Source organism: Comamonas serinivorans, assembly GCF_002158865.1.
In the GTDB taxonomy this organism is placed as follows: domain Bacteria; phylum Pseudomonadota; class Gammaproteobacteria; order Burkholderiales; family Burkholderiaceae_C; genus Comamonas_E; species Comamonas_E serinivorans.
Map to the genome: position 1 here is coordinate 4,202,913 of NZ_CP021455.1, position 25,272 is coordinate 4,228,184.

21 protein-coding genes and 1 riboswitch are annotated in these 25,272 nt (G+C 68.2%); of the genes, 6 read left to right on the plus strand and 15 right to left on the minus strand.

Going from position 1 to position 25,272, the window contains the following annotated elements; translation table 11 throughout:
- Nucleotides 1-155: 155 nt before the first annotated feature.
- The gene (locus CCO03_RS17995) at nucleotides 156-1,052 is read left to right on the plus strand and encodes a 23S rRNA (adenine(2030)-N(6))-methyltransferase RlmJ (protein WP_087283344.1); all 897 of its coding nucleotides are present in this window, start codon (nucleotides 156-158) and stop codon (nucleotides 1,050-1,052) included.
- Between the two features lie 788 nt (nucleotides 1,053-1,840).
- Here the strand turns inward: CCO03_RS17995 and CCO03_RS20785 are convergent.
- The 4 genes from CCO03_RS20785 to ahcY form a co-directional block, all read right to left on the minus strand.
- The gene (locus CCO03_RS20785) at nucleotides 1,841-2,833 is read right to left on the minus strand and encodes a septal ring lytic transglycosylase RlpA family protein (RefSeq protein WP_418236030.1); all 993 of its coding nucleotides are present in this window, start codon (nucleotides 2,831-2,833) and stop codon (nucleotides 1,841-1,843) included.
- Between the two features lie 218 nt (nucleotides 2,834-3,051).
- A complete protein-coding gene (gene metF, locus CCO03_RS18005; RefSeq protein ID WP_087283346.1) occupies nucleotides 3,052-3,885 on the minus strand; it encodes a methylenetetrahydrofolate reductase [NAD(P)H] in 834 nt (277 codons plus the stop codon).
- 12 nt (nucleotides 3,886-3,897) lie between these two features.
- On the minus strand, nucleotides 3,898-4,893 hold the full coding sequence (locus tag CCO03_RS18010) for a TlyA family RNA methyltransferase (RefSeq protein WP_087283348.1): 996 nt from the start codon (nucleotides 4,891-4,893) through the stop codon (nucleotides 3,898-3,900).
- Between the two features lie 415 nt (nucleotides 4,894-5,308).
- On the minus strand, nucleotides 5,309-6,742 hold the full coding sequence (gene ahcY / locus CCO03_RS18015) for an adenosylhomocysteinase (RefSeq protein WP_087283350.1): 1,434 nt from the start codon (nucleotides 6,740-6,742) through the stop codon (nucleotides 5,309-5,311).
- 75 nt (nucleotides 6,743-6,817) lie between these two features.
- Nucleotides 6,818-6,921: riboswitch (S-adenosyl-L-homocysteine riboswitch) on the minus strand.
- A gap of 122 nt (nucleotides 6,922-7,043) precedes the next feature.
- Between ahcY and CCO03_RS18020 the strand changes: the two genes are divergently transcribed.
- Entirely contained in the window at nucleotides 7,044-7,778 is a 735-nt protein-coding gene (locus tag CCO03_RS18020) for a retropepsin-like aspartic protease family protein (RefSeq protein ID WP_236903930.1), read from the plus strand.
- A 134-nt stretch (nucleotides 7,779-7,912) separates the two neighbouring features.
- On the opposite strand, the gene CCO03_RS18025 is transcribed toward CCO03_RS18020, so the two are convergent.
- The 6 genes from CCO03_RS18025 to CCO03_RS18050 all read right to left on the minus strand — a co-directional run bounded on the left by CCO03_RS18025 (nucleotide 7,913) and on the right by CCO03_RS18050 (nucleotide 15,122).
- Nucleotides 7,913-9,118, minus strand: coding sequence for an acetyl-CoA C-acyltransferase (locus CCO03_RS18025; RefSeq protein WP_087283351.1), 1,206 nt, complete (start codon nucleotides 9,116-9,118; stop codon nucleotides 7,913-7,915).
- Nucleotides 9,115-9,477, minus strand: coding sequence for a hypothetical protein (locus CCO03_RS18030; protein ID WP_087283353.1), 363 nt, complete (start codon nucleotides 9,475-9,477; stop codon nucleotides 9,115-9,117). Before CCO03_RS18030 ends, CCO03_RS18025 begins: the two co-directional genes overlap by 4 nt.
- Nucleotides 9,478-9,489: 12 nt before the next feature.
- Nucleotides 9,490-11,973 carry a 3-hydroxyacyl-CoA dehydrogenase/enoyl-CoA hydratase family protein gene (locus CCO03_RS18035; protein WP_087283355.1) on the minus strand — a complete coding sequence of 828 codons (2,484 nt, stop codon included), beginning with the start codon at nucleotides 11,971-11,973 and terminating at the stop codon, nucleotides 9,490-9,492.
- A 109-nt stretch (nucleotides 11,974-12,082) separates the two neighbouring features.
- A complete protein-coding gene (locus tag CCO03_RS18040) occupies nucleotides 12,083-12,547 on the minus strand; it encodes a DUF2147 domain-containing protein (RefSeq protein ID WP_087283357.1) in 465 nt (154 codons plus the stop codon).
- A 106-nt stretch (nucleotides 12,548-12,653) separates the two neighbouring features.
- Nucleotides 12,654-14,450: an acyl-CoA dehydrogenase C-terminal domain-containing protein gene (locus tag CCO03_RS18045; protein ID WP_087283359.1), complete on the minus strand. Its 1,797-nt coding sequence runs from the start codon at nucleotides 14,448-14,450 to the stop codon at nucleotides 12,654-12,656.
- 60 nt (nucleotides 14,451-14,510) lie between these two features.
- Nucleotides 14,511-15,122 carry a TetR/AcrR family transcriptional regulator gene (locus CCO03_RS18050; RefSeq protein ID WP_087284908.1) on the minus strand — a complete coding sequence of 204 codons (612 nt, stop codon included), beginning with the start codon at nucleotides 15,120-15,122 and terminating at the stop codon, nucleotides 14,511-14,513.
- 597 nt (nucleotides 15,123-15,719) lie between these two features.
- Between CCO03_RS18050 and CCO03_RS18055 the strand changes: the two genes are divergently transcribed.
- The 4 genes from CCO03_RS18055 (at nucleotide 15,720) to CCO03_RS18070 (ending at nucleotide 18,270) form a co-directional block, all read left to right on the plus strand.
- Entirely contained in the window at nucleotides 15,720-16,265 is a 546-nt protein-coding gene (locus CCO03_RS18055; protein WP_087283360.1) for a hypothetical protein, read from the plus strand.
- Between the two features lie 506 nt (nucleotides 16,266-16,771).
- On the plus strand, nucleotides 16,772-17,035 hold the full coding sequence (gene infA, locus CCO03_RS18060) for a translation initiation factor IF-1 (protein WP_087283362.1): 264 nt from the start codon (nucleotides 16,772-16,774) through the stop codon (nucleotides 17,033-17,035).
- Nucleotides 17,036-17,070: 35 nt separating this feature from the next.
- Nucleotides 17,071-17,439 (plus strand): RNA recognition motif domain-containing protein, encoded by a 369-nt coding sequence (locus CCO03_RS18065; protein WP_087283364.1) that lies wholly within the window; start codon nucleotides 17,071-17,073, stop codon nucleotides 17,437-17,439.
- A gap of 345 nt (nucleotides 17,440-17,784) precedes the next feature.
- Nucleotides 17,785-18,270: a YajQ family cyclic di-GMP-binding protein gene (locus CCO03_RS18070; RefSeq protein ID WP_087283366.1), complete on the plus strand. Its 486-nt coding sequence runs from the start codon at nucleotides 17,785-17,787 to the stop codon at nucleotides 18,268-18,270.
- A 440-nt stretch (nucleotides 18,271-18,710) separates the two neighbouring features.
- Here CCO03_RS18070 and CCO03_RS18075 read toward each other — a convergent pair whose 3' ends face one another.
- From CCO03_RS18075 to gspL, 5 genes are all read right to left on the minus strand, one after another.
- Nucleotides 18,711-20,135 carry a GspE/PulE family protein gene (locus tag CCO03_RS18075; RefSeq protein WP_087283368.1) on the minus strand — a complete coding sequence of 475 codons (1,425 nt, stop codon included), beginning with the start codon at nucleotides 20,133-20,135 and terminating at the stop codon, nucleotides 18,711-18,713.
- Nucleotides 20,136-20,158: 23 nt separating this feature from the next.
- A complete protein-coding gene (gene gspD / locus CCO03_RS18080) occupies nucleotides 20,159-22,576 on the minus strand; it encodes a type II secretion system secretin GspD (RefSeq protein WP_236903932.1) in 2,418 nt (805 codons plus the stop codon).
- Between the two features lie 62 nt (nucleotides 22,577-22,638).
- Nucleotides 22,639-23,451: a type II secretion system protein N gene (gspN, locus tag CCO03_RS18085; RefSeq protein ID WP_087283372.1), complete on the minus strand. Its 813-nt coding sequence runs from the start codon at nucleotides 23,449-23,451 to the stop codon at nucleotides 22,639-22,641.
- 42 nt (nucleotides 23,452-23,493) lie between these two features.
- The gene (gspM, locus tag CCO03_RS18090) at nucleotides 23,494-24,036 is read right to left on the minus strand and encodes a type II secretion system protein GspM (RefSeq protein WP_157667789.1); all 543 of its coding nucleotides are present in this window, start codon (nucleotides 24,034-24,036) and stop codon (nucleotides 23,494-23,496) included.
- Nucleotides 24,033-25,265 carry a type II secretion system protein GspL gene (gene gspL / locus CCO03_RS18095; protein WP_087283375.1) on the minus strand — a complete coding sequence of 411 codons (1,233 nt, stop codon included), beginning with the start codon at nucleotides 25,263-25,265 and terminating at the stop codon, nucleotides 24,033-24,035. Before gspL ends, gspM begins: the two co-directional genes overlap by 4 nt.
- Nucleotides 25,266-25,272: the final 7 nt, after the last annotated feature.

A 25,272-nucleotide genomic window follows, 5' to 3' on the forward strand; every position in this document is an offset into this window, starting at 1 on the left:
CGTCGCCAGGCGCCAAGACCGCCAGCCCCAGGTCTGCCGGTGTCACGAGCCAATTGCCCGACACAGTATGGCGCAAGCCCCGTTCCAAATTGAACGACAATTGCGCCATACTGCCAGCATCGCTGGATGCCACAGGCCAACCCCCTTCGTCACCCATGTTCAGCTACCGCCACGCCTTCCATGCAGGCAACCACGCCGACGTGCTCAAGCACCTGTGCCTGATTGCCTGTCTGGACCACCTGATGCTCAAACCCACGCCGTTGACCCTGGTCGACACCCATGCCGGCGCGGGCGGCTACCCGCTGGACGGTGCCCAGGCCCGCACCAGCGCCGAGTCCGACCACGGCGTCATGCGCCTGCTGGCCGCAGCCCAGGACAGCCCGCCGCCCGCGGCCGTGGCGCGCTACATCGACGTGCTGAGCCAGTTCAACCCCACGCGCTGGCACCACTACCCGGGCTCGCCCCGCATCCTGCAAAGCCTGATGCGAGCCGACGCCGGCGATCGCCTGCGCCTGTTCGAGCTGCACCCCACCGACAGCCGCCTGCTGCGCAAGACCATGGCGGCCACGGAGCTGCCCGCCAGCCAGATCGCCGTCACCGTCAAAGACGGCTTTGAGGGCCTGAAAGCCCTGCTGCCGCCACCCGCCGGACCCGGGGGATCCAAGCGTGCCCTCGTGCTCATGGACCCCAGCTACGAGCTGAAGACCGACTACGCGCGCGTCAGCCAAAGCATGCAGGATGCCCTCAAGCGCTTTGCCAATGGCTGCTATCTGGTCTGGTACCCCCTGATTGCCCGACCCGAAGCCCACCAGCTGCCCCGTCGGCTCAAAACCCTGGCCAACCAGGCGGGACGCGCCTGGCTGCACGCCACCCTGTCCATTGGTCAGGCCCCGGGCGACGAGCCCGGCATGCGCGGCCTCACCGCCAGCGGCATGTTCATCATCAACCCCCCGCACGTGCTCGCCGAGCAATTGCGCGAGGCCACGCCTTGGCTGATGCAGGCCCTGGGCCAAGGCAAAGGCCAGGCGCTGCAGGTCGAAACCAGCGCCTGAGCCACGGACCGCTCACGCCGCGCTGCGCCGGCGAAGCTCAGCGGCTGCGCCGCCCGAAAGCCGGCACACCCCATCGATGGCGAGCTGCCGGGACAAGCTCGCCGCCGCCGAATGCCCCGCCTCGGCCCCATGCATCAAACAGAGTATCCTGAGGTTACCGATACTTGACCATCGACCATCAGGCCATACTCCTGTATTTTTCGATGCAGATGCGGAACACAGCCGCCTGACGTTCGCCGGGCCCGTGCCGCCTGCCGGATTGGGCGACATGGCGGCAGGCGGCGCAGCGGCCGACCGATGTCACGCCTTGCCTGGGAAGCGCACCGCGCCCGCGGCACAGCCCACCCAACACGGCGGCGGCGGATGCGCGCCCAGGTACAACAAGCGCCCCGCCATGCCCAGCTGAAAGCCCGCCAGCGGCCTTGGCGGCGCGGCGGCCCTGTGAAGACGCGAGGGGCTCTGGGTCAGTCTCGGTCGGCACCGCCGATGTTGATGGGCGTGCAGGCGGCGTTTTGGCGAAGTCGGCCGCCCAGACCTGGGCCCTGGGTGGCAGCATCGAGAAGCTGCATTGGCCGCCCGAAGCGCACACCGACTTCCTGCTGGCCGTGATGGGGTACGAGGAAGGCGCTATGGGAAAGCCGGTAGCCCTGACCTCGAGATGCACGACACACGGCCGCAGCCGGCAAGCTGCGCGGCCTCCCTGCGGCAGGGGTGTTCAAACGCGCTCACGTGCATGCGCGCCGGCGCTGAGCGCCGGCATCCACAGCCAACGGATCGGCCCACGCCCCTCAGGGCGCAGGCACCCCCGCCATCGTGGCTGTGGCCGCAGCGTTGGCGGGCAGCAGGCTCGCGGGCGGGCTGACGCCGGGCCCGGACAATGCGCCGGCCGAGGCGTTCGCGGCATCGCCTGCGGTCCCGCCAGCCGGCGTCAACGGCGCAGTCAGGCGCAGCGACGGGTCGCCGCTCAACGCCACATCGCCCGCGGCAATGGCCGAGGGCACATGGCGCACGCGCACCATCAGCGATTCCGGAACGGCCCGGCCGCGTGGCAGGGCGGGTCGCGCATCGGCCGCCGCCACGGCGTCGGCCTGTGCCGAGACCTGGGGCAACACCCCGGGCAGCGGCATGGCGCTGGCCTCGCCGGACGCCAGCGTCTGCACGGCATCCGCCTCAGGCACCCACGCCAACTGGGGCGCGGCTTCGGACGCGTTGAGCCAAGATGGGTTGTTCAAGCCCGTGCGCGGGCCACCGGCTGCCGCCAGGCCCAAGGGCGGCGTCATGATGGGCAAGCCCGTCCGGGCATCCTGCGTGGGCCAACTGGGCAGCGGCTCGTCGCTGGGCAGTGGGCTGCCCAGGGCCTGGGTCGAATCGCCAAACCGGGTTTGCGCCAACACCTGGGCGCGCTGGCTGCGCGACGGCGAGGCCTGGGCATCGTCGACATCGGCCGACGCGAGGCGCGAGGTCAGGCCGGACGCGCCGGATCCGTCGTCGTCACCCAGGGCCTGCAGCACGACATCGCCGTGCCCGCGCGAAATCAAGCCCAGCTGACTGGCAGCGGCCTTGCTCAAGTCCAGGATGCGGCCATGTGCATAAGGGCCGCGGTCGTTGATGCGAACCACCACTTCCTTGCCATTGGCCGGGTTGCGCACCATGACGCGGGTGCCCAGCGGCAAGGTCTTGTGCGCGGCGGTGAGTTCGTACATGTCGAAGGCTTCGCCACTGGCCGTCTTGCGACCATGGAAGCCCGGGCCGTACCACGAGGCACTGCCGGTCTGCAGCACGGCACCGCCCTTGGCGGTGGTGCGGCCTTTGCTGACGCGCTGCTTCTTGGCAGCGGCTGAGGTTGTTCCAATCGATTTGCCAGCGCTGACAGGCTGGACTTTCTTTGACTTGGCGGGGGCCGCAAGGGCTGCGGCGCCACCAATCGTCAGGGTTCCCGCCAGTACGGCTGGGAGGGTTGAACGGAGAAATCGCTGGAAACTGCGGCGCGGCTGCGCCGTCATGCCCACCCGAGGCGACGGGTGATCTCAAGTGTCGCTTGGCTTTGGTTCATGGTGTAGAAGTGTAGTGCGGGTGCGCCGCCAGCGCGCAAACGCTCGCACAATTGCGTGATCACATCCAGGCCAAATGCGCGTATTTGTGTCAAATCGTCGCCAAAACCCTGCAATCTCCCACGAATCCACCGAGGGATTTCGGCGCCGGTGGCGTCCGAAAAACGCATCAGTTGTGACGAATTGATGATGGGCATGACCCCAGGAACGATGGGGACATCGACGCCGGCCTTGCGCACCTCGTCTACAAACCGGAAGTAGCCATCGGCGTTGAAGAAGTACTGGGTGATGGCGGAATCGGCACCGGCCTTGACCTTGGTGACGAAGGCCTGCACGTCGGCCTCGGGGCTGCGCGCCTGGGGGTGCATCTCGGGGTAGGCCGCCACCTCGATGTGAAACCAGTCACCAAATGCCTCGCGGACGAAGGCCACCAGGTCGCTCGCGTACTGGAACTCGCCCCCCATGCCATAGCCGCTCGGCAGGTCGCCGCGCAGCGCGACCAGGCGCCGGATGCCGGCGGCCTGCAGCTGCGCCAGCTCTTCGCGCACGGACTCGCGCGTGGCGCCGATGCACGAGAAGTGCGAGGCCGCGGCCACGCCCTCGTCCTGGATCTGCCGCACCACCCCGAACGTGCCGGCCTGTGTGGAGCCGCCGGCGCCGTAGGTCACCGAGCAGAACTCAGGCTGGCGCACGTAGAGCTGCTGGCGCACGGTGCGCAGCTTCTCCAGCCCTTCGGGCGTCTTGGGCGGAAAAAACTCAAAGCTGATGGGCAGTTTCGTCATGCCGGTTCCTCCTCAGGCTTTCTGGGCGTACACAAAGAATTCACGGTTGCCGTCGCCGCCCTCGATGGGCGAGTCCAGCCATTGCCGCACCGGCAGGCCCAGCGCCTGCAGGCAGCCGCGGATGCGCTGCTCCACGTCGGCGTACAGGCTGGCGTCGCGCACGATGCCACCCTTGCCCACCTGCCCGGGCTGCAGCTCGAACTGCGGCTTGACCAGCATGAGCAGGTGCCCCTGCGGCGCCAGCAGCGGCACCAGCGCCGGCAGCACCAGGGTCTGCGAGATGAAGGACAGGTCGCCCGTGACGAGGTCGAAGCTCGGCGTCAGGTCCACGTCCTCAAAGCCCGCGCGGCGGCGTTGCTGGCGCGGGGCCGTGCCATCGGCCCGGGCCCGCGCCTTGGCAGCGCGTTCGGATTTGAAGTCCTCGATCTCGTGCTCCTTGGCGTCCTCGGTGTCGTCGTAGTCCTCGTCCACCACGCCCCCGTTGCGCATCCAGGCATAGGGCGCCACCGGCTGGGTGTCGTTGTCTTCTTCGTCCTCGACGAACTCGGACACCGCCTGTTCGGCGGCCTCGCGCAGGGACTCGGCGGTCATGCCGCGCGCATTCAGGCCTTCCACGCCGATCACGCGAGGGTCGTGGCGCAGGCGCTCGTGCAACTGCCCGTGGCCCACATCCACCCCCACGACCTGGGCCGCGCCGGCCTGCAGCAGGCAGTCGGTGAAGCCGCCCGTGCTCTGCCCCACATCCAGGCAGCGCATGCCGGCCACCTGCAGCCCAAGGCTGCGCAGCGCACCGTCGAGCTTGAGGCCGCCGCGCGAGATGTACTTGGCCTCATCGGCATCGAGCAGCTCGACCTCGGCGCCTTTGGGGATGTCGTCGCCGTTCTTGGCCACGCCAACCCAGGGCGCATGGGCAAACGCGCGCCAACGCACGCCGGCGGCGATCAGGCGCTGCGCCTGCGAGCGCGTGGCCGCGAGACCGGCCTCCACGAGATACACATCAGCACGCATGGGATTTGTCTGAGGATTGCAATGAAGGAAAATGGGGTATGACCATTTAGCCGTTTCATTTGAAACGACAGTGGCTACATACCCCATCCCAAATGTTGAAAACAAGGCTGCCAGCAAAGCAGCTGACCGGGGGCTGAACGGGGCTCCCCATGGCGGACGGGCAAACGGTGCGTCAGCACGCGCCTTGCGAAAGATCGCCCGACAGGCGCCTCGCGGCCACACGCGAGCCATCTGGTCCGGGTCCGCATCGGTGAACCATCGCCGGCACTGGCGCCCGCGCGCCGCAGCACAGCCGGCCACCTACCGCGGGCGGCTCGCAGCGTTCACGACCGCCGCAGGCGCGCCACGCGCTCACCGGCCAGGCCCCCAAGCGCATGCGACCGCATGCCATCCAGGGCACCCGGCACGGCCGCGCTCAGTAGCGGTAGGTCTCCGGCTTGTAGGGGCCTTCGGGCTTCACGCCGATGTAGTCGGCCTGGGCCTGGGTCAGCTCGGTCAGCTGGGCGCCGACCTTCTTCAGGTGCAGGCGCGCGACCTTCTCGTCCAGGACCTTGGGCAGCACGTAGACCTTACCCACGTCATAGGCGTCGGGGCGCGTGAACAGCTCGATCTGGGCCAGCGTCTGGTTGGCGAAGGAGTTGCTCATCACGAAGCTGGGGTGGCCGGTGGCGCAACCCAGGTTCACCAGGCGGCCCTTGGCCAGCAGGATGATCTTCTTGCCGTCGGGGAAGGTGATGTGGTCGACCTGGGGCTTGATCTCTTCCCACTCGTACTGCTCGATCGACGCTACGTCGATCTCGTTGTCGAAGTGGCCGATGTTGCAGACGATGGCCTCGTTCTTCATGGCCACCATGTGCTCGTGGCGGATGATGTCGCGGTTGCCGGTGGTGGTCACGAAGATGTCGCACTTGTCGGCGGCGTACTCCATGGTCACGACCTTGTAGCCTTCCATGGCGGCCTGCAGCGCGTTGATGGGGTCGATCTCGGTCACCCAGACCTGGGCGCGCAGCGCCGTCAGCGCCTGGGCGCAGCCCTTGCCCACGTCGCCATAGCCCGCGACCACGGCCACCTTGCCGGCGATCATCACGTCGGTGGCGCGCTTGATGCCGTCCACCAGCGATTCGCGGCAGCCGTACAGGTTGTCGAACTTGCTCTTGGTCACCGAGTCGTTGACGTTGATGGCGCGGAACTTGAGCGTGCCCTTGGCGGACATTTCGTTCAGGCGATGCACGCCGGTCGTGGTCTCCTCGGTCACGCCGATGATCTGGGCGCTCTTGCGGCTGTACCAGGTGGCGTCCTGGGCCAGCTTGGCCTTGATGGCGGCGAAGACGATCTTCTCTTCCTCGCTGCCGGGGTTGGCCAGCACCGACAGGTCCTGCTCGGCGCGCATGCCCAGGTGCATGAGCATGGTGGCGTCGCCGCCGTCGTCCAGGATCATGTTCGGACCTTCGCCGTCGGTGCCCTTGGCGCCGAATTCGAAGATCGCGTGTGTGTAGTCCCAGTAGTCCTGGAGCGACTCGCCCTTGATGGCGAACACGGGCACGCCGGTCTCGGCGATGGCGGCGGCCGCATGGTCCTGGGTCGAGAAGATGTTGCACGAGGCCCAGCGCACCTGCGCGCCCAGGGCCGTCAGCGTCTCGATCAGCACGGCGGTCTGGATGGTCATGTGCAGCGAGCCCGTGATGCGCGCGCCCTTGAGCGGCTGAGCGGCGGCGAATTCCTCGCGCACGGCCATCAGGCCCGGCATTTCGGTTTCGGCGATCTTGATCTCTTTGCGGCCCCAGGCGGCCAGCGAGATGTCGGCAATGCGGCTTTCGGCCGGGGCAAGCGATGCAGCAGGTGCATTCATGAGGGGGCTCCTAAACGAAGTTCAGACAAAGCCACCGCCCGCTGGGGAGATCAGGAAACAACTCACCGCACGAGAAGTGGATGAGCGTCGTTGCAAGAAGAAGGGTTCCGAGCCTCACGCCCGTGTGCGCCAGCCGGTGAACCCGGTCGGCCTGGGGCGCTGCAACGCTCCTCGGAACAAGGCCGCGATTATAGCCACGCCGCCCCGCGGCGCCAGGCCCGTGCACGCCGGTCGGCTCAGTCAAAATTTGTTGCAATTTACCGTTAAGCTGCACGCCATCTTTGCCTTGCCGTCACACCCCATGCCCCACCTCGCCCGCTTCTCCTCCCTGGCCCCGCGCTGGGCCCTGGCGGGTCTGCTCGCGCTGTGCGGCGCGATCGGCGCGCCAGCCGGTGCCCAGACGCCGGGGGCACCGGGCGCGGCCCCACCCGCCTCGGCCGGCGCGGCCCAGGGCACGCGCGTCACCCTGCAGGGCATCATGGGCAACAAGGCCCTGTTGGTGGTGAACGGCCGCACGGCCAAGGCGCTGAGCCCGGGCGAATCGCTGGGCTCGGTGCAGTTGGTGGCCGTGAAGGGCGAAGTGGTCACCATCCGCGTCGATGGCGCGCAAAGCGACCTGCACCTGGGCGAAACGCAAGCCAGCGTGGCCGGCGGGGCACCGCCCGTCGGGGGCAGCCAGATCAGCATGGCGAGCGACGCCAGCGGGCATTTCCTGGCCGAAGGCCTGGTCAACGGCAAGCCGACGCGCTTCATGGTGGACACCGGCGCCACCAGCGTGGCCATGAGCTTGGCCGACGCCGTCAAGCTCGGGGTGGACTACCAGAAGGGCCGGGCGGTCCAGGTCAGCACGGCCAATGGCGTGGCCCCGGCGTATGCACTCAAGCTGCATTCGGTGCGCATCGGCGATGTCGAGGTCTTTGACGTGGACGCGGTGGTCACCAGCCAGCGCATGCCCTACGTGCTGCTGGGCAACAGCTTCCTGAACCGCTTTCAGATGCGGCGCGACGCCGACATCCTGGTGCTGACGCGGCGCTGAAGGCCGGGCTTCCTGGCTTCCTGGCCTCCTGGCCTCCTGGCCTCCTGGCCTCCTGGTCAACTATCGAGGAATTTTCATCACCTAGTATGGCCACGCTTCCGTTTTAAATGAAACGGAAACCCAGCCATACTGCCTCAAACTCGCTCAAAGATGCCCGCTGCGCCCTGGCCCATGCCGACGCACATGGTGACCATGCCGTACTTCAAGCCATGGCGCTTGAGCGCGTGCACCACGGTGGCCGTGCGGATCGCGCCCGTGGCCCCCAGCGGGTGGCCCAGCGCAATCGCGCCGCCCAGCGGGTTCACCTTGGCGGGGTCCAGCGCCAGCGTGCGCATCACGGCCAGCGACTGCGCGGCAAACGCTTCGTTCAGCTCGATCCAGTCGATCTGATCGCGCGTGAGCCCGGCGTTGCGCAGCGCGGCCGGAATGGCCTCGATGGGGCCAATGCCCATGATGTGCGGCGGCACGCCCTTGGCCGCAAAGCTGACGAAGCGCGCCAGCGGCGTCAGGCCAAAGCGTTTCACGGCGGCTTCGCTGGCCAGGATCAAGGCGCCGGCCCCGTCGCTGGTCTGCGAGCTGTTGCCCGCAGTCACCGAGCCGCGCGCGGCGAACACCGGCTTGAGCCGGGCCAGGCCCGCCAGGCTGGTGTCGGGCCGCGCGCCCTCGTCCAGCACCACCTCGCGCTCGCGCGTCTGCACCTCGGCGCGCTGGAGGTCGAGCGCACGCTCGGTCACGGTGACGGGGCAGATCTCGTCGCTGAACTCGCCCGCCTCCATGGCGCGGATGGCGCGCTGGTGCGACTGCAGCGCAAACGCATCCTGGTCGGCGCGGCTGATCTGCCACTGCTGCGCCACCTTCTCGGCCGTCAGCCCCATGCCGTAGGCGATGCCGTAGTCGTCGACGTTGGCCGTGTTGGCGAACAACTGGGGCGACAGGCTGGGGGTGTTGCCCATCATGGGCACCAGGCTCATGCTTTCCACGCCGGCGGCGATCATCACCTCGGCCTCGCCCACGCGGATGCGGTCGGCCGCCATCTGCACGGCCGACAGGCCAGACGCGCAAAAGCGGTTCACCGTGATGCCGCCCACGCTCTTGGGCAGGCCGGCCAGCACCCCGGCCACACGCGCCACGTTCAGGCCCTGCTGCGCTTCGGGAATCGCACAGCCACAGACGATGTCCTCGATGGCGGCCGGGTCCAGCCCCGGTGCCTGCGCGAGCGCAGCGCGCAGCGTGTGGGCCAGCAGGTCATCGGGCCGCGTGTGCTTGAAAAAGCCCTTGTGCGAACGGCCGATGGGCGTGCGCGTGGCCGCAACGATGTAGGCGTCTTGAATCTGTTTCATGGTGCTTGCTCAGTCTGTGAGGGGCAGCGCGGGCACTGCCGGATGGCCGGGTTCAGGCCATCTGCGGCATGCCGATGCGGGGTTCGGCGGGGGGCGATGGGGTTCATGGGGCGTCGTGGAGTGGGGCCGGTTCGGTTGGCCACCTGCGGCCAGCGCTGAGACCCGCGTGGTTGAGCCAGCCCAGGCGCCCCCGCCACGGCGCACAGTCCGCCCAGCACGCCCAGGCCCGTCAGCACGGCGGCATCCGCCATCGGCCAGGCATCGATCGGCAGGTCCAGGACGCTGGCCCCCACGATCGGCAGGGCGAACGCCAGCAGCAGCCCCAGCAAGCTGCGTGCACTGCGGGCCTCGCGCTGCATGGCGGTCCGCCATCAATTGCGCACCGGCTTGCCGGTGGCCAGCATGCCCATGATGCGGGCGTGCGTCTTGGGGTGGCCCAGCAGTTGGCCAAACGCACGGCGCTCCAGCGTCATCAGGTACTCCTCGCTCACGCGCGTGCCGGGGTCCACGTCGCCGCCGGTGACCACGCCGGCGATCAGGCGCGCCACGTCGAAGTCGTGCTGGCTGATGAAGCCGCCGTCACGCAGGTTGACCAGCTGGCCGGTGATGGTGGCCTGGGCGTCGCGGCCGCCCACGGCGAACAGGCGTTTGTGGGGCGCGCGCCAGCCGGCGGCGTGCATGGCCTTGGCTTCGGCAATTGCCACGTAGAGCAGCTCGTCCACATTGGCGACGATGGTGTCGCTGGGCAGCAGGTAGCCCAGCGCGCGGCTTTCCAGCGCCGAGGTGCCCACCTTGGCCATGGCGGCGGCCGTGAAGCCCTCGCTCAGGAAGTGCAGCAGGTCCTTGTCGGTGCTGGTCTGCGCGTTCTCAAACGCCCGGCGCGCGATGTAGGTCAGCCCGCCACCGCCGGGCACCAGGCCCACGCCCACCTCGACGAGGCCGATGTAGCTCTCAAGGGCCGCCACGCGCTTGGCGCAATGCACCAGCATCTCGCAGCCGCCGCCCAGCGCCATGCCGCGCACAGCGGCCACCGTGGGCACCTGGGCGTAGCGCAGGCGCAGGAACAGCTGCTGCAGCTCCTGCTGCATGGCGTCCACCAGGTCCGCGCCGCCCGCCACGTAGCCGGGCAGCATGGCCTCCAGGTCGGCCCCGACCGAGAACGGATCGCTGCCGGGCCAGATGACCAGGCCATTGAACTCGGCTTCGGCCAGGTCCAGCGCGCGCGACAGCGCCTCGCCGGCCTGCGGGCTGATCACGCGCATCTTGGTCTTGAGCGTGGCGACCAGCACCTCGCCATCGGGCGTCCAGGCGCGCAGCGTGGCGTCTTCGAAGAGGGTGTGGCCCCCACGCTCCCCGGCTGTGCTCGGGGCCTCGCCCAGCAGCAGCTCGGGCACCAGCTGGCGCTGGTACACCGGCAGTTCGCGGCGCGGCACAAAGCGCTGCTTGGCCGCACTCCACGAGCCCTGCGCCGTGTGCACGCCGCCGGCTTCGGCCACGGGGCCGCTGAACACCCAGTCGGGCAGCGGCTCGCTCGACAGCGCCCGGCCGGCGTCGATGTCGGCCTGCACCAGGCGGGCGACTTCCAACCAGCCCGCCTCCTGCCACAGCTCGAACGGGCCCTGCTGCATGGCAAAGCCCCAGCGCATCGCCTGGTCGATGTCGCGCGCCGACTCGGCGATGTCTTTCAGGTGCACGGCCACGTAGTGGAAGGCGTTGCGCAACACGGCCCAGAGGAAGCGGCCTTCGGCGCCGGTGCTGGCCTGCAGCAGCTTCAGGCGCTCGGCGGCCGGCCGCTTCAGCATGCGGCCATAGACCTCGTTGGCCTTGGCGCCGCTGGGCACGTAGTCGCCCCGCCGGGCATCGAAGCGCAGGATGTCGCGGCCTGCCTTTTTGTAGAAGCCCGCACCGGTCTTCTGGCCCAGGTTCCCCAGCTCGATGAGCTTGGCCAGCACGGCCGGCGTGCCATAGCTGGCGTAGAAGGAATCGGTGTCCGCGTTCAGGTTGTCCTGCAGCGTGCGGATGACGTGGCCCACCGTGTCCAGCCCCACCACGTCGATGGTGCGGAAGGTGCCGCTGGGCGCGCGGCCCAGGCGCTTGCCGGTCAGGTCGTCGACCACGTCGAGGGTCAGGCCGGCCTTCTCTGCCTCGATCACGGTGGCCAGCATGCCGGCCGTGCCAACGCGGTTGGCGATGAAGTTGGGCGTGTCCTGGGCGCGCACCACGCCCTTGCCCAGCGTGCGGATGGCGAAGTCCTCCAGCGTGTCGAGCACGGCCGCGTCGGTGTCTGGCGTGCCGATCAGCTCCAGCAGGCGCATGTAGCGCGGCGGGTTGAAGAAGTGCACGCCGCAGAAGCGGTGCTTGAGCGCCTCGGGCAGCACCTCGCCCAGCGCATGGATGGACAGGCCCGAGGTGTTGGTGGCCAGGATGGCGTGCTTGGCCACCTGCGGCGCAATCTTGGCGTACAGGTCGCGCTTGAAGTCCATGCGCTCGGCGATCGCCTCGATGATGAGGTCGCAGCCCTTGAGCTTTTTCAGGTCGTCGTCGTAGTTGGCGGTCTCGATCAGCTCGGCATCGCTCGCCAGGCCCAGCGGCGCCGGCTTGAGCTTGGCCAGGTTGGCCACGGCGCGCTCGGCGATGGCGCTGGGCCGCCCCGAGCCAGGGTGAGCCCCCGCGGGCAGCGAACCAGACGCAGTCGGGCGCGTGGGGGCATCGGCCCCGCTGGGCCGCCCCTCGACGCTTTTCAGGTCGAACAGGATGACGGGCACCTGGACGTTGACGAGATGGGCGGCGATCTGCGCGCCCATCACGCCCGCGCCCAGCACGGCCACTTTGCGAATGGGAAAACGGTTGCTCATGAAAGGGCTTTCTCTCGGCAGGCGGTCAAGCCGCCGCCTCGGACATTCAGTGAAATGGGGTATGGCACCATGTGCGTTTACTTTGAAACGGCAATGAGCCCATACTGCATCAGTTGACGCGCTGCCAGGTTTGCGTGCGGAAGAAGGGCCCCAGGGAGCCGCGCACCTGCAGCTTGGCGCCGCCCTCGATGGGCGTGAGGCGCAGGCCGTAGTCGCTGCCCTTTTCCGGGTCGAGGATGCGGCCGCCTTCCCACACGTCGCCCTCGCCCTTTTTGGCGCCCCGGATGATCTCCAGGCCCACGATGGGCTGGTCCTTGCGGGCATCGGTGCACTTGTCGCACACCGCCTTGGGGTCGGCCCCGGCGCGCAGCACCTTCTCGATGCGGCCCGTCAGCACCTGGCTGGCGCCCTCGCCCTGCGCCTCGATGCGCACCTGCGCCTTGGGCTGGCCGTTCTCGTCGACGCTGCGCCAGGTCCCCACCGGGGTCATCTGGGCGCTGGCGGCAGCCGCCGTGCCGGCCCACAGCAGGCCCAGGGCCAGGCGCGCCAGCAGGGTGGATTCAGTCGGTGTCATGCATGTCTCCGTCGGTTGGGCTCTGGGTTTTGCCACCATCATTCAGAAGCAGTATCTGCCTTCTTTCGATTCACATCAAACGGTAAAAGGCTGATACTGCAGGCCATCAAGCCAGTGCGGCGTCGGTGTCGAGCAGGTTGGCCACGCCCGAGCGCGCGGTCTGCATGCGACTGGCCACCTCGGGGAAGAGGCGTGCCACGTAAAAGCGCGCCGTCTGCAGCTTGGCGGTGTAGAAGGGGTCGGTGCTGCCGGCGGCCAGGGCCGTTTGCGCCACCTTGGCCATGCGCGCAAACAGGTAGGCGTAGACCAGGTGCCCCGCCACGCGCAGGTAGTCCACGCTGGCGCCGCCCGCCTCGTCGGGGCTGGTGAAGGCCTTGAAGCCCAGCTCGGTGGTGAACTTGGTCAGCTTGTCGGCCAGGAAGGCCAGCGGGTTGATGAACTCGGCCATGGCCTCGTTCACGCCCTCGGCTTCGATGAAGGCCGCCACCTCTTTGCCGAACAGCTTGAGCGCCGCGCCCTGATCGCCCAGCACCTTGCGGCCCAGCAGGTCCAGCGACTGCACGGTGTTCGTGCCCTCGTAGATCAGGTTGATGCGGGCGTCGCGCACGAACTGCTCCATGCCGTTTTCGTGGATGTAGCCGTGGCCGCCGAACACCTGCATGCACTCGTTGGTGGCGATGAAGCCGTTGTCGGTGACGAAGGCCTTGGCGATGGGCGTGAGCAGCGCGACGAGCTGGTTCGCCTGCTTGCGGCGCTTCTCGTCGGGGTGGTAGAGGTGCTCGTCGACCAGCAGCGCGCAGTACACCAGCAGCGCACGGCCGGCCTCGGCATAGGCCTTGGCCGTCAGCAGCGAGCGGCGCACGTCGGGGTGCACGAGGATGGGATCGGCCGGCTTGTCCTTGGCCTTGGGGCCCGACAGGCTGCGCATCTGGATGCGCTCCTTGGCGTAGGCCAGCGCATTCTGGAACGCCACCTCGGTCAGGCCCAGCGACTGGTTGCCCACGCCCAGGCGTGCGGCGTTCATCATGATGAACATGGCCTGCAGGCCCTTGTTCGGCTCACCCACCAGCGTGCCCGCCGCGCCTTCGAGGCTGATCTGCGCCGTGGCGTTGCCGTGGATGCCCATCTTGTGTTCCAGCCCCGTGCAGTAGATGGGGTTGCGCGCGCCCAGGCTGCCGTCGTCGTTCACCAGGAACTTGGGCACCACGAACAGGCTGATGCCTTTGCTGCCCTTGGGCGCATCGGGCAGGCGCGCCAGCACCAGGTGCACGATGTTCTCGGCCATGTCGTGCTCGCCGGCACTGATGAAGATCTTGCTGCCGGTGAGGCGGTAGCTGCCATCGGGCTGGGGCTCGGCCTTGGTCGTCAACAGCCCCAGGTCGGTGCCGCACTGCGGCTCGGTCAGGCACATGGTGCCGGTCCACTCACCGCTGGTGAGCTTGCCCAGGTAAGTCTGCTTCTGCGCGTCCGAGCCATAGGCATGCAGGGCCTCGTAGGCGCCGTGCGAGAGACCCGGGTACATGGTCCAGGCCTGATTGGCGCTGTTCAGCATCTCGTACAGGCACTGGTTGGCCACGAAGGGCAGGCCCTGGCCGCCGTACTCGGGCTCGCACGACAAGGCCGGCCAGCCGCCGGCAACGAACTGCGCATACGCCTCCTTGAAGCCCTTGGGCGTGGTGACGGTGTGCGTGTCGCGGTCCAGCGTGCAGCCCTCGCTGTCGCCCGACAGGTTCAGCGGCTGCGTGACCTCGGCCGCGAACTGGCCGGCGCCCTCCAGCACGGCGTTCACGGTGTCGGCATCCAGCTCGGCATACCGCGGGATGGCCTTGAGGCGCTCGACCGAATCAAAGACTTCGTGCAGCAGGAACTGCATGTCGCGCAGGGGGGGCGTGTAGCTGGGCATGGGGGTCTCCGGAAGAAAAAGGGACAAGAACGCGGGGCAAGGGGCGGGCCAGGCCCCTGATCAGGCTGGCATAACCGCAGCAGCGGGTATGGCCAGGTTGTCGATGTCAACGGCACCGTTTTGAAGCAATACCCGACGAAAACCCGTGCGGGCGCGCTCGATGGAGCCGGGGCTGCGCATGAAGCGCGCCTCGTGGTGCAGCGCCAGGATCAGCGCATGGATCTCGAACAGCATCTGTTCCAGGTCGGCCTCGGCATGCAGGTGGCCTTCGTCGCGCGTGATGCGCAGCGCGCGCTTCATCGCCGCCAGCCAGTCGCTCACCATGCCGTGCAAGGCATCGCGCACGGGGCCGGGCCGGTCGTCGAATTCGGCCGCCCCGCTGATGTACAGGCAGCCCTTGTGCAGCTCCACGGCCGTCAGGCGCATCCAGTTGTCGAACAGGGCCTGCAGGCGCGGCAAGCCGCGCGGCACGGTCAGGGCCGGCTCGAACACATCGCGCGAAAACCGCTGGTGGTACTCGCCGATCACGGCCAGCTGCAGCTCTTCACGCGAGCCGAAGTGGGCAAACACGCCCGATTTGCTCATGTTGAGCGCGTTGGCCAGCACACCGATCGACAGGCCTTCCAGCCCCTGGTGCGCCGCCTGCGCCAGCGCCATGTCGAGGATGGCCATGCGCGTCTGCTCGCCTTTGCTGGCCGCCACGGGCGCGGGCGCAGGGCCTCGCCCTGCCAAGCGGCGGGCGGCGGAACGGGTCGCGGGTGAAACGGTGTCGGTCACAGGTACAGAATAAAACGAACGATCGTGCTATTTTGAAATGAAGCCTTGCCCTTGCCAAGCCTTCCGTGCCTGGGGGAAACCCGATGACACCCCATTGCGGGACGCGGGCTTGACCACGTTGTGCGCAAGTTTTGGCAACACCCTCAGTGAACGCCCTCGTCAGCACCTTGCGCGGCGCGGGCTGGGCATGCGCAAGCCAACGATCCTCGCGGAGGCTGTTCAAAGGGTTGCCCACGCCTTTGAACACCAGAACAGTACGCCCTGCCGCCAAGCCGAGGCAGCAGGGCCCGGCGCTGAGTGGTTGAGCGCGCGTGCTGGCTGTCGTGTTTCGCAAAACTGGGTTGAACCGGCGCGCCCCCCGGACATCGACGTGCCCCATCGGCATCGTCCGCGCCAGAGCCTCGGCGGCTGAACCTGCCCGGTCCCCCGGTGGCGATGGGTCGCCACCCGCTCTGCGCTACGATGTAAGTATTTGTCACTCGACCAGCCCGCATGCTGAAGCACCTCATCGCACTGACCGCCGTGCTGCTCACGGCCTCACCCAGCTGGGCCATCAACCAGTGCATCGGCGCCAATGGCAAGCTGGTGTTCCAAGACACCCCCTGCGTCCAAGGTCGGGGTGGCCCCATCCAGGTGAAGCCCGCCAGTGGGCGCGCCCCCTTGGCCATGGCGCCCGCCACAACCGCCTCCTCATCGGCCCCCGCGCAAACTGAAGCGGATCGGCTCAATGCCTCGGTGGCGGCCAGCCAGAAAGAGCGACGCAAGCTCTCGTTGGAGCGACGAGGCGTTCCCGATGCCGATGCGGCTGTCTTTGCGCACCGTGATGCCTGCCGGGCCGAGCAAGCTCGCCTGGAGGCCGAGAAACGCAGCGCGTACAACACCCTGCGAGGGCAGGTCTACGCGTCTCAGAAAGCCAGTGAGCAGGCCGCCTCTGCCGCGCGCTGCGACACGAAAGACCGTGAACTGGTCAACGACCACAACACGCTGCTCCAGGAATGTCAGGCGCTCGGCGGCTGTCCCGGTGCGACGCCGATGTGAGCGCCCGGCCAAGCCGGTATGACACGCGGGAACCGGCTGCGCTTCGGCCCGTGCGGCCTCAGGGCATCGGCGTTTTGTGTGCGTGACCCAACGCCGAATGGCGACAACTGGGCAGCCCACCACCGTTTGTGGTAGACTCTCAGCTTCGCGTGATCGCATGTCACACGCTTTTTGGGCCGATCCTGATGGATGGGCTTTGTTCTTGACGTGCTCCACGTGCCTGATCAGGCACACCGGCAGGTTCACCGGACTTGCCTTTTGACCGCTGTGCAGCGGTTCCCGTTTGAGTCCATCCACTTCCACCAGCGACAGGTTCGTGCTGTCGCCGGGCTCTCAGCCCACCCCCATCGGGGACGACGACGCCTCGTTGTCGATGCCAAGCACCCACGGCCATGCGACCGGTGATCGCCGGCCTTGCTTCAAGCCCCCCTGTTTCACGTCACTGGCCGCCGCTGAACCATGCCCGTTGCGCATGACGTTGCTTCGCCGGTCCTCCAAGGAGACGAATGTCCAAAGAAGAACTCATTGAAATGCGCGGCCAGGTCGACGAAGTCCTGCCGGATTCCCGTTTTCGCGTCACGCTGGAAAACGGCCACCAGCTCATCGCCTACACGGGCGGCAAGATGCGCAAATTCCGCATCCGCGTGCTCGCAGGCGACAAGGTGTCCGTCGAAGTCTCGCCCTACGACCTCAGCAAGGGCCGTGTCACCTTCCGGCATCTGGAGCCCCGCGCTGGCGGTGCACCCAGGCCGCAATACCGCAAACGCTGACGCCGCTGCATTCACTTTCACTCACCACACGTTTCATGAACAACAAACTCTACGTCGGCAACCTCGCCTACTCGATCCGCGACGAGGATCTGCAAGACCTGTTCGCGGCCTATGGCCAGGTTCAGTCCGCCAAAGTCATGATGGACCGCGACTCGGGTCGCTCCAAGGGCTTCGGCTTTGTCGAAATGGACACCGCTGAAGAAGCTCAGGCCGCCATCGAGGGCCTGAACGAGCAATCCGTGGGCGGCCGCAACCTGGCCGTCAACATCGCCCGCCCCCGTGAAGAGCGCCCCCGTGGCAACTTCGGCGGCGGCAACGGTGGCCGTGGCGGCTACGGCGGTGGCGGCTACGGCGGTGGCGGCGGCTACGGCGGTGGTGGCTATGGTGGCGGCGGCTACCGCTGACCCGACTCACCCCTGAATCAATGCCTGCGCCCCGTGCGGCAGGCGCAAGAAAACCTGGCGTCCTGCGTGGCGTCAGGTTTTTTTCATGGCGATTGCGCGCCTGCCGCGTAGCCCTGTCCGGGCACGGCTGGCGTGGACGGCCCGCCGCCTGCGCCGGACCATCGCCCGTCCCTAGCGGCACGTTCGCCGGCAACTTCGCGCCGGCACGCTCATGGGACAATCTTTGCCCGCCCCGCTGCAGCCTGGCCAAGCACTCACGCCTGGCCGGCGCAGACTGCGTTGGCGCCCCATCCCGCAGGCTGGCCTCAGGCGCCAGCCGCAGACCTCTTGAAGAAAGGATCCCCCATGCCCTCGTTTGACACCGTGTGTGAACCCGATCTGGTGGAAGTGAAAAACGCCGTCGACAACTCGGCCAAGGAAATCGGCACGCGCTTCGATTTCAAAGGCACCTCGGCCGCCATCGAGCTCAAGGACAAGGAGATCACGCTGATCGGCGACGCCGACTTCCAGCTGGTGCAGATCGAGGACATCCTGCGCAACAAGCTCACCAAGCGCAACGTCGACGTGCGCTTTCTGGACAAGGGCACGGTGCAGAAGATCGGCGGCGACAAGGTCAAGCAGGTCATCACCGTCAAGAGCGGCATCAGCAGCGAAGACGGCAAGAAGATCCAGAAGCTGGTTAAGGAGAGCAAGCTCAAGGTGCAAGCCGCGATTCAAGGCGACGCCGTGCGCGTGACCGGCGCCAAGCGCGATGACTTGCAAGCCGTGATGGCCCTGCTGAAGAAGGACATGGCCGATCTGCCGCTGTCGTACAACAACTTCCGCGATTGAGGGGCGGATCCAGCACTTCACGGAGTATCGACCTATCGCCGTTTATGATAAAACGGCAGTAGCCCGATACTCCACACTCCGACACCGATCACGGGTTGGTGCACCGCGTCAGCCATCCCCCGTGACAGCCCCCAACGGCAAGCGCTGGCTTGCCGTTGTCGTTTGCGGATGGCGCTGCGCCTGAGCGGTGCCCGTTGCGGGCCCACGACGTGACCGCCGCCATGGCATCACATGGCCCCTCCACGCTGGTCACGCCGGGAAGGCACTCGATGACGGCTCGAGCCTGAGCGATCCCTCTTGGCGACCTGGCGTGCATCGCGCCGCACCAGGTTCTTGACCGGCACGATGCCCGAGGACGTTTTCCTCATCCTGAGCGAAACCGTCTCCAGCGAGAACCTCAGCGACTCTGCGCCCCCTGCCCCACCGCGTGCCGACCGGGTTCAGTCGGCTCCGGTCACGCGCAGCACTTCTTCGGGCGTGGTGATGCCTGCGCGCACCAGGCGCTCGCCGTCGTCGCGCATCAGCGTCATGCCGTGGCTCAGGGCCAGGTCGCGCACCTTGGCCTCGGCCGCCTGCTGGTGGATGAGGGCGCGCATGGCGTCGTCCACCACCAGCATTTCGAACACACCGGTGCGACCGGCGTAGCCGGTCTTGCCGCAGCGCTCGCAGCCGGCGCCGCCGCAGTCGGTGCAGGTCTTGCGCACCAGGCGCTGCGCCAGCACCCCCAGCAGCGACGATGACAACAGAAAAGGCTCCACGCCCATGTCGATCAGGCGCGTGATGGCGCTGGCCGAGTCGTTGGTGTGCAGCGTGGCCAGCACCAGGTGACCGGTGAGCGAGGCCTGGATGGCGATCTGCGCGGTCTCGAAATCGCGGATTTCACCGATCATGATGACGTCCGGGTCTTGCCGCAGCAGCGCGCGCAGGGCCTTGGCGAAGGTCATGTCGATCTTGGCGTTGACCTGCGTCTGCCCCACGCCGGGCAGCTCGTACTCGATTGGGTCCTCGACCGTCATGATGTTGTTGGCCGCGGCATCGAGGCGCTGCAGCCCCGCGTACAGCGTGGTGGTCTTGCCCGAGCCCGTGGGGCCGGTGACCAGCACGATGCCGTGCGGCCGGTGGATCAGGTCGTCGAACTGGCGCAAGACATGGCCTTGCATGCCCACCGATTCGAGCGAGAGCTTGCTTTCGCTCTTGTCGAGCAGGCGCAGCACGGCGCGCTCGCCGTGAGCGCTGGGCAAGGTGGACACGCGCACGTCCACCGCCCGCGTGCCGATGCGCAGGCTGATGCGCCCATCTTGCGGCAGGCGCTTTTCGGCGATGTCCAGCTCGGCCATGATCTTCAGGCGCGAGATCAGGGCGGCGTGCAGGGCGCGGTTGGGCCGCACCACCTCACGCAGCGTGCCGTCGACGCGAAAGCGCACGCTGGAGCTGCGCTCGTAGGGCTCGATGTGGATGTCGCTCGCGCCATCGCGCGCGGCCTGCGTGAGCAGCGCGTTCAGCATGCGGATGATGGGCGCGTCGTCGGCCGTCTCCAGCAGGTCTTCCACCGCAGGCAGCTCTTGCATCATGCGCTGCAGGTCGGCGTCGGACTCGACCTCGCTCACCACGGCCGCCGCGCTGGACTCGCCCTGCGCGTAGGCCACGCTGATGCGCTGGGTCAGCGCGTCGGGCGTCATGGTCTGGACGATGAGCCGCTCGCCGGACGCCTCGGGCTGGAGGCGCTGCGCCTCGAAGCGCCGCATGACCTCGCCCAGGGCGCCCTTGTCGCTGTGCGTGCTCAGCCACAGCACCGCAGCGGTGCCATCGTCTTCAAGCAGCAAGCCGGCTTCGCGGGCGAAGGCATAGGGCAAGGGGTAGCGCATGGCCGGTGTCGCGTTCGCGAAGGTCAGTTGACGTAAAGGCTGGGGTCGTAGCGCTCGGACGGGCCTGTGCCCGAGGTGCGCGACGACGGCGAATAGTCGGCCCCATACGGCGCTGTGGGCAGCGCCGCAGGCGGCGTCGGCTTCAGGGGCTGACGCGACGGCGCCGGAGTGACCGAATTGGCGGGGTCCACGACCAGCTTGCTGGTGGACTCGGGAATGGGGCGCGGCGGCAGGTCTGGCAGCACGGCGCTGCGGTTGACCGGCGTCGACACGCTGGGCCGGGGCTGCGAAGCGCGCTGGTGGGTCTGCATCTCCTGGTAGCGGCCTTGCGAGAACTCGTCGGCCTGGTAGCCGTCGCGCAGCACCACCGGGCGCAGGAACACCATCAGGTTGGATTTGGAGCCGGTGCGGCTGCGGCTTTTGAACAGGTTGCCCACGATGGGCACATCACCCAGCACGGGCACCTTGTCCTCGCTTTCGCTGTAGGTGTCCTGCATGAGGCCGCCCAGCACCACGATGGAGCCGTCGTCCACCACCACGCTGGACTCGATGGAGCGCTTGTTGGTGATGTAGCCCGAGGCGGTGGTGCCCGACTGCAGGCTGGAGGCCTCCTGGTAAATCACCAGCTTGACCGTGCCGTCTTCACTGATCTGCGGGCGCACGCGCAGCGTGAGGCCCACGTCCTGGCGCTCGTAGGTCTGGAAGGGGTTGGTGCTGCTGTTGCTGGTGGTGGTGTAGCTGCCGGTCACGAAGGGCACGTTCTGGCCCACGACGATGCGCGCTTCCTCGTTGTCCAGCGTCAGCAGCGTGGGGCGCGACAGCACGTTGCCAGCGCCCGAGGTCTGCAGGAAGTTGGCCAGCACACCCAGCTTGTTGCCGGACCCGAAATCGACGCCACCGATCATGTTGGTGCCCGGGCCGGGCAGGACGCTGCCCAGGTTATTCAGGTTGGTCGATGAGCCGTTGTTGCCGTAAGCCGCTGCTGCAGCCGCCAGCTGGAGCAGGTTGGTCGAGGTGCCGTTGTTGAAGTTGGTGCCAATGGCCACGGCGTTGCCGAGCACGGCCTGCAACTGCACCCCGAAGTCGGCGTCCAGGCTGTCGTTCACCTCGGCGATCAAGGCCTCGATGTAGACCTGCGCGCGCCGCTCGTCCAGGCGATCGATGACGGCCCGCAGCTGGCGGTAGACCGGCTCGGGCGCGCTGATGATGATGGAGTTGGTGGACGGATCGGCCTGGATCTGGCCACCGGTGGAGGGCTGGTTGTTGCTCGCCGCGTTGATGGTGGGGCCGGTGCTGATGCTGCCGCTGGCACCGGTGTTGCCCGTCATGCCGGCCGAGGCGTTGGCCGGCACCACGCCCGCGCCCACGTTGGCACCGGTGTTCGCCACGCCCTGCTGCGCTCCGGCCGTGCCGGTACCCGAGGCATTGGCCCCCGGCAGCGAGGCCAGTGCCGCACGCAGGGTGACGGCCAGCTTGGCCGCATCGGCGTTCTTCAGGTGCACCACGTGGATGTTGCCGCCCATGTAGCCCGAGTTGGACTCGGCAGGCTGATCGAGTTTGGCGATCAGGTCGCGCACCTGCGCCGCCTTGGCCGCATTCGCCGCCCGCAGGATGAGCGAATTGCTGCGCGGCTCGGGCATCAGCGTGGTGCGGTAGGCGGTGTCGGCCCCCGATGCGGGCGCCGCCGCCGCGATGTTGACCTGTGCCCCGGGTGCGCTGCCCGCGGCCGGCGACGCGGTGGGCAGGTTGCCGTTGCCGCCCGACTCCACCAGGCGCATGATCACCGGCGCCAGGTCGGACGCCACGGCGTGCCGGAGCTTGATGACCTCGACACTGGTGGCGTTGTTCACGTCCAGCGTGCCCACGATGCGGGCGATGCGCTGCAGGTTGTCCGCGTAATCGGTGATGATCAACGCGTTGGTGCTGGGACTGACGTTGATGGTGTTGTTGGGGCTGATCAGGGGCCGCAGCACGGGCACCAGGTTGGCAGCGCTCTCGTGGTTGAGCCGGAAGATCTGCGTGATGATCTGCCCCCCCGCCGCCGGCACCTTGCCGGCCGACACCGAGCCCGTCTGCAGTTTGGCCTCGGCCTCGGGCACGACGGTGTACAAACCGTTCGCGAACACCATGGCAAAGCCCTGGGTGCGCAGCTGCTGCACGAACATCTGCACCGCCTCGCCCGGCGTCACCGGGTTGGTGCTCACCAAGTTGATGGTGCCTTTGACCCGCGGATCGACGACCACGTTGCGACCGGTGAGCGTGGCGACGGCGCGCGCCACGGCATCGATCTCGGCGTTCATGAAGTTGAGCGTCACGCTGGCCCCGCGGCGCAGCTCCGGCTGGTCGCCTGCGGCCAGGGCCGCCGGTGCCATGCCCAGGCTGAGCGGCGCGCTGAGCATCACCAGCGCCAGCGCACGGGCCAGCGGAGAAGGCGAGCCCATTCGAAGGCCGGTTGAGGCGCCACGCGGGCGATGGAGGTGTTTGGTCATGGTGGATCGACTTCCTAACCCACGGAGATGATGGCCTTGCCACCCGAGCGGCGGCCAATCAAGGTCAGCAAATTGGACAATTGCACTTCGTGCTCGGGGGCGGCGACGGCCTCGCCCGAGAAACGCAGGCGTGAGCTCACCCACCGCCCTGAACCGGTCAGGCGCAGCGGGGCATCTCCCAAGGTGGACAAGGCCAGCGAGGGGCTGTCGCCCCCCGATATGACCACGCGGTAGCTGCCCAGGGGCTTGAGCGGCGAGACCCGCGAGGACACGTCGCTGGCGGTGAAACTGGCCTCGCCCTGTAGCGAAGCGCGGCCGCTCTGCCAGCGCACGGTCAGGCCCTGGCTGGCCAGGCTCAAGCGGCCCTGGGGCTGCAAGGTGTTGAAGGGGGCGCCCAGGCCTTCCAGCAGCTGGGCCGGCAAATCGGCCTGCAGCTGCGCCAGCTTGAGCTGCACGCCGCCCCACAGCGGGGTGACGCCAAGGGCCATCGGCTGGCGGGTGCAGCAGCTGGCCTCGACCTGCGCCTGCAGGCCCTGCCAGCCGGGCGACAGGCGCCAGCTCACGCGTCCCGGCAGGCCGGCGCGATCGTGGCTGCCGGCACCGCCCGACAGCACCAGTTGCGCCGATCCACGCCAAATGCTGCCCGTGGGGTCGCTGAGGATGACCTGTTGCTGCGTGGCCTGGGCCAGGCCCGCCGCCAGCCAGCGTGCGGGGGCAAACACCACCAGCGTCGCCAGCGTGCCAAGCAGTGCACCGCCCACCGCCCAGCGCCAGGGCACGTAGGCCTTGGGCGGCACCTGGGCACGGCGCCAGGTGCCGCCGTACATGTCTGCTGGAAAGCGCGACTCAACCAAGCTGGGCCTCGCATGTCATGGTTGGGGCATCCCGACGGAAATCAGGCCATTCCACAGTACCGCCGCACCCGGCGCACGGGTCAATCGCACCTGCACAGGTACTGCCTTGGCATCGACGCGGGCGCGCGCCACCCACTGGGCCACGGCACCACCGCTCACCTGGGTCACGGTGATGTTGGCGCGGTCGCCGGTCCATTGCAGCTTGGCGGCATCGCCAAAGCCGGCCGTCACGCTGGCTTCCAGCGCCTGACGCGCGGCCTGCGGGCTCAGCTTGGGCTGCGCCTGCAGCGCCTGCGCCTCGTGCTGCAGGCTCATCATCTGCTGCCATTGCGCATCGAGGTTCTGGCGCTCGGCCGCCACGCGTTGAAGCGTCGACAACGCGGGCGACAACAGCCCCCACCAGCAGACGGCCAAGGCCACGACGAGGGCCGCGGCCCACACCAGGGTGCGTTCGCGCGGGGCCAGGGCCGCGTGCCAGTCGACGCCCTTTTGCAACCAAGCGGGCAGCTTGCGCGCCTGGCCCTCGCGGGGCGTGCGCAGGGGTTTGCGCCAGTTCATCGCCCGTCCCCCATCCATTGCACGGTCAGGTCCGCTCCGTTGAGCGTGGCCGTCAGGCGTTGCGCGGCCACGGCCTGGTTCAGCGCCTCGAGTTGATCGGCCGGCAGGGGCACGCCCTTGAGCACCAGCTCATTCGGCGCGTTGTAGCCCACTTCGGTGGGCGTGGCCCCACCCAGGTGCGGCGCCACCGCGCTCATCATGGCATCCATGTCGCCGCCATTCAGCGCCCCCGTGGCCTGGCGCAGCAGGCCCACCTCGCGGGCCATCTGGATCGGTGCATCGACCACCACACGCACCTGCGGAAAGGTCCGCGTCAACACCTCGTTCATCGCCTGTTTGCGCTGGTCATGGGCCTGCTGCGCCTTCCAGGCCAGGGCATTCAACCCGATCAGGTTGGCCAGCAGCACCAGCCCCAGCCCCCAGCGCACCGGGCGCCAGCTGGCGCCATGCAGGACATTGCGCCAGACGGAAGTGGCGCGCTTGCTCGCCCGCGCCCAGCCGGTGCTGGCAAATTCCATCTGGGCCAGGTCCCAGTCGCTTTGGACCGCGGCCATGAACCGGTCGGCACGGGCCTGCAGGCGCAAGGGCACCTGCAGCACGGTCTCGGCCGACTCCACGACCGAGGGCTCGGCGGTGATGTCGGTCTGTTCGGCTTCCTGGGCGGCCAGGGGCGGCAGCAGCTGCAGCACGCCCGGCGACAGCGGCATGCACAGCACGCCATGCACGGCCGCCCCCGTGGCCAGCAGCCACGGAAGCTGGGCCTCGCCCGTGACCTGCACGACCAGCCCGGCCGCCCGCGGCGCCAGCTCGGGCACGATGCGGGTCACGGGGCGGTGGGCGGCTTCGAGCGTCTGCAGGTGGTTGCGCAACCAACTGCGGTCGCACGCCGCCACCCAGACCTTGGCCCCCAGCAGCGACTCGCCGCCGGGCGCCAGCGCCAGGTGGGTGTCGGCCACCTCGGTCAGCAACTTGTCTTCCAGCAATCCCTCCAGCACCTGGCGCAGGCGCGGCGAGCCCAGCCCCACGCCCTTGGGCAGGCGCACCTCGTGCCAGGACAGGCTGCTGGCCGGCACGATGGCCACGACCTCGCCGCCGCGCGCTTGCTCGGGCAGCAGCGCAGCCTGGGCCTGGCCGTATTTGTGGGTGTGGATGCCGTCCTTGGACGTGACGTAGGGGTAGCGAACCTGCGGCCCCACATCGAGGCCCAACCAGATGACCAGGCTGCTCATGCCGCTG

Coding starts and splice junctions, on each gene's coding strand:
- gspM (WP_157667789.1), bottom strand. CDS start 24,036: ATGAACTGGCGCAAACCCCTGCGCACGCCCCGCGAGGGCCAGGCGCGC.
- CCO03_RS18020 (WP_236903930.1), top strand. CDS start 7,044: ATGCCCCACCTCGCCCGCTTCTCCTCCCTGGCCCCGCGCTGGGCCCTG.
- CCO03_RS18010 (WP_087283348.1), bottom strand. CDS start 4,893: ATGCGTGCTGATGTGTATCTCGTGGAGGCCGGTCTCGCGGCCACGCGC.
- CCO03_RS18030 (WP_087283353.1), bottom strand. CDS start 9,477: ATGCAGCGCGAGGCCCGCAGTGCACGCAGCTTGCTGGGGCTGCTGCTG.
- CCO03_RS18070 (WP_087283366.1), top strand. CDS start 17,785: ATGCCCTCGTTTGACACCGTGTGTGAACCCGATCTGGTGGAAGTGAAA.
- CCO03_RS18040 (WP_087283357.1), bottom strand. CDS start 12,547: ATGACACCGACTGAATCCACCCTGCTGGCGCGCCTGGCCCTGGGCCTG.
- metF (WP_087283346.1), bottom strand. CDS start 3,885: ATGACGAAACTGCCCATCAGCTTTGAGTTTTTTCCGCCCAAGACGCCC.
- gspN (WP_087283372.1), bottom strand. CDS start 23,451: ATGTACGGCGGCACCTGGCGCCGTGCCCAGGTGCCGCCCAAGGCCTAC.
- CCO03_RS18065 (WP_087283364.1), top strand. CDS start 17,071: ATGAACAACAAACTCTACGTCGGCAACCTCGCCTACTCGATCCGCGAC.
- CCO03_RS18025 (WP_087283351.1), bottom strand. CDS start 9,118: ATGAAACAGATTCAAGACGCCTACATCGTTGCGGCCACGCGCACGCCC.
- ahcY (WP_087283350.1), bottom strand. CDS start 6,742: ATGAATGCACCTGCTGCATCGCTTGCCCCGGCCGAAAGCCGCATTGCC.
- CCO03_RS18075 (WP_087283368.1), bottom strand. CDS start 20,135: ATGCGCTACCCCTTGCCCTATGCCTTCGCCCGCGAAGCCGGCTTGCTG.
- CCO03_RS18055 (WP_087283360.1), top strand. CDS start 15,720: ATGCTGAAGCACCTCATCGCACTGACCGCCGTGCTGCTCACGGCCTCA.
- CCO03_RS18045 (WP_087283359.1), bottom strand. CDS start 14,450: ATGCCCAGCTACACGCCCCCCCTGCGCGACATGCAGTTCCTGCTGCAC.
- gspL (WP_087283375.1), bottom strand. CDS start 25,265: ATGAGCAGCCTGGTCATCTGGTTGGGCCTCGATGTGGGGCCGCAGGTT.
- infA (WP_087283362.1), top strand. CDS start 16,772: ATGTCCAAAGAAGAACTCATTGAAATGCGCGGCCAGGTCGACGAAGTC.
- CCO03_RS18035 (WP_087283355.1), bottom strand. CDS start 11,973: ATGAGCAACCGTTTTCCCATTCGCAAAGTGGCCGTGCTGGGCGCGGGC.
- CCO03_RS17995 (WP_087283344.1), top strand. CDS start 156: ATGTTCAGCTACCGCCACGCCTTCCATGCAGGCAACCACGCCGACGTG.
- gspD (WP_236903932.1), bottom strand. CDS start 22,576: ATGGGCTCGCCTTCTCCGCTGGCCCGTGCGCTGGCGCTGGTGATGCTC.
- CCO03_RS18050 (WP_087284908.1), bottom strand. CDS start 15,122: ATGGCCATCCTCGACATGGCGCTGGCGCAGGCGGCGCACCAGGGGCTG.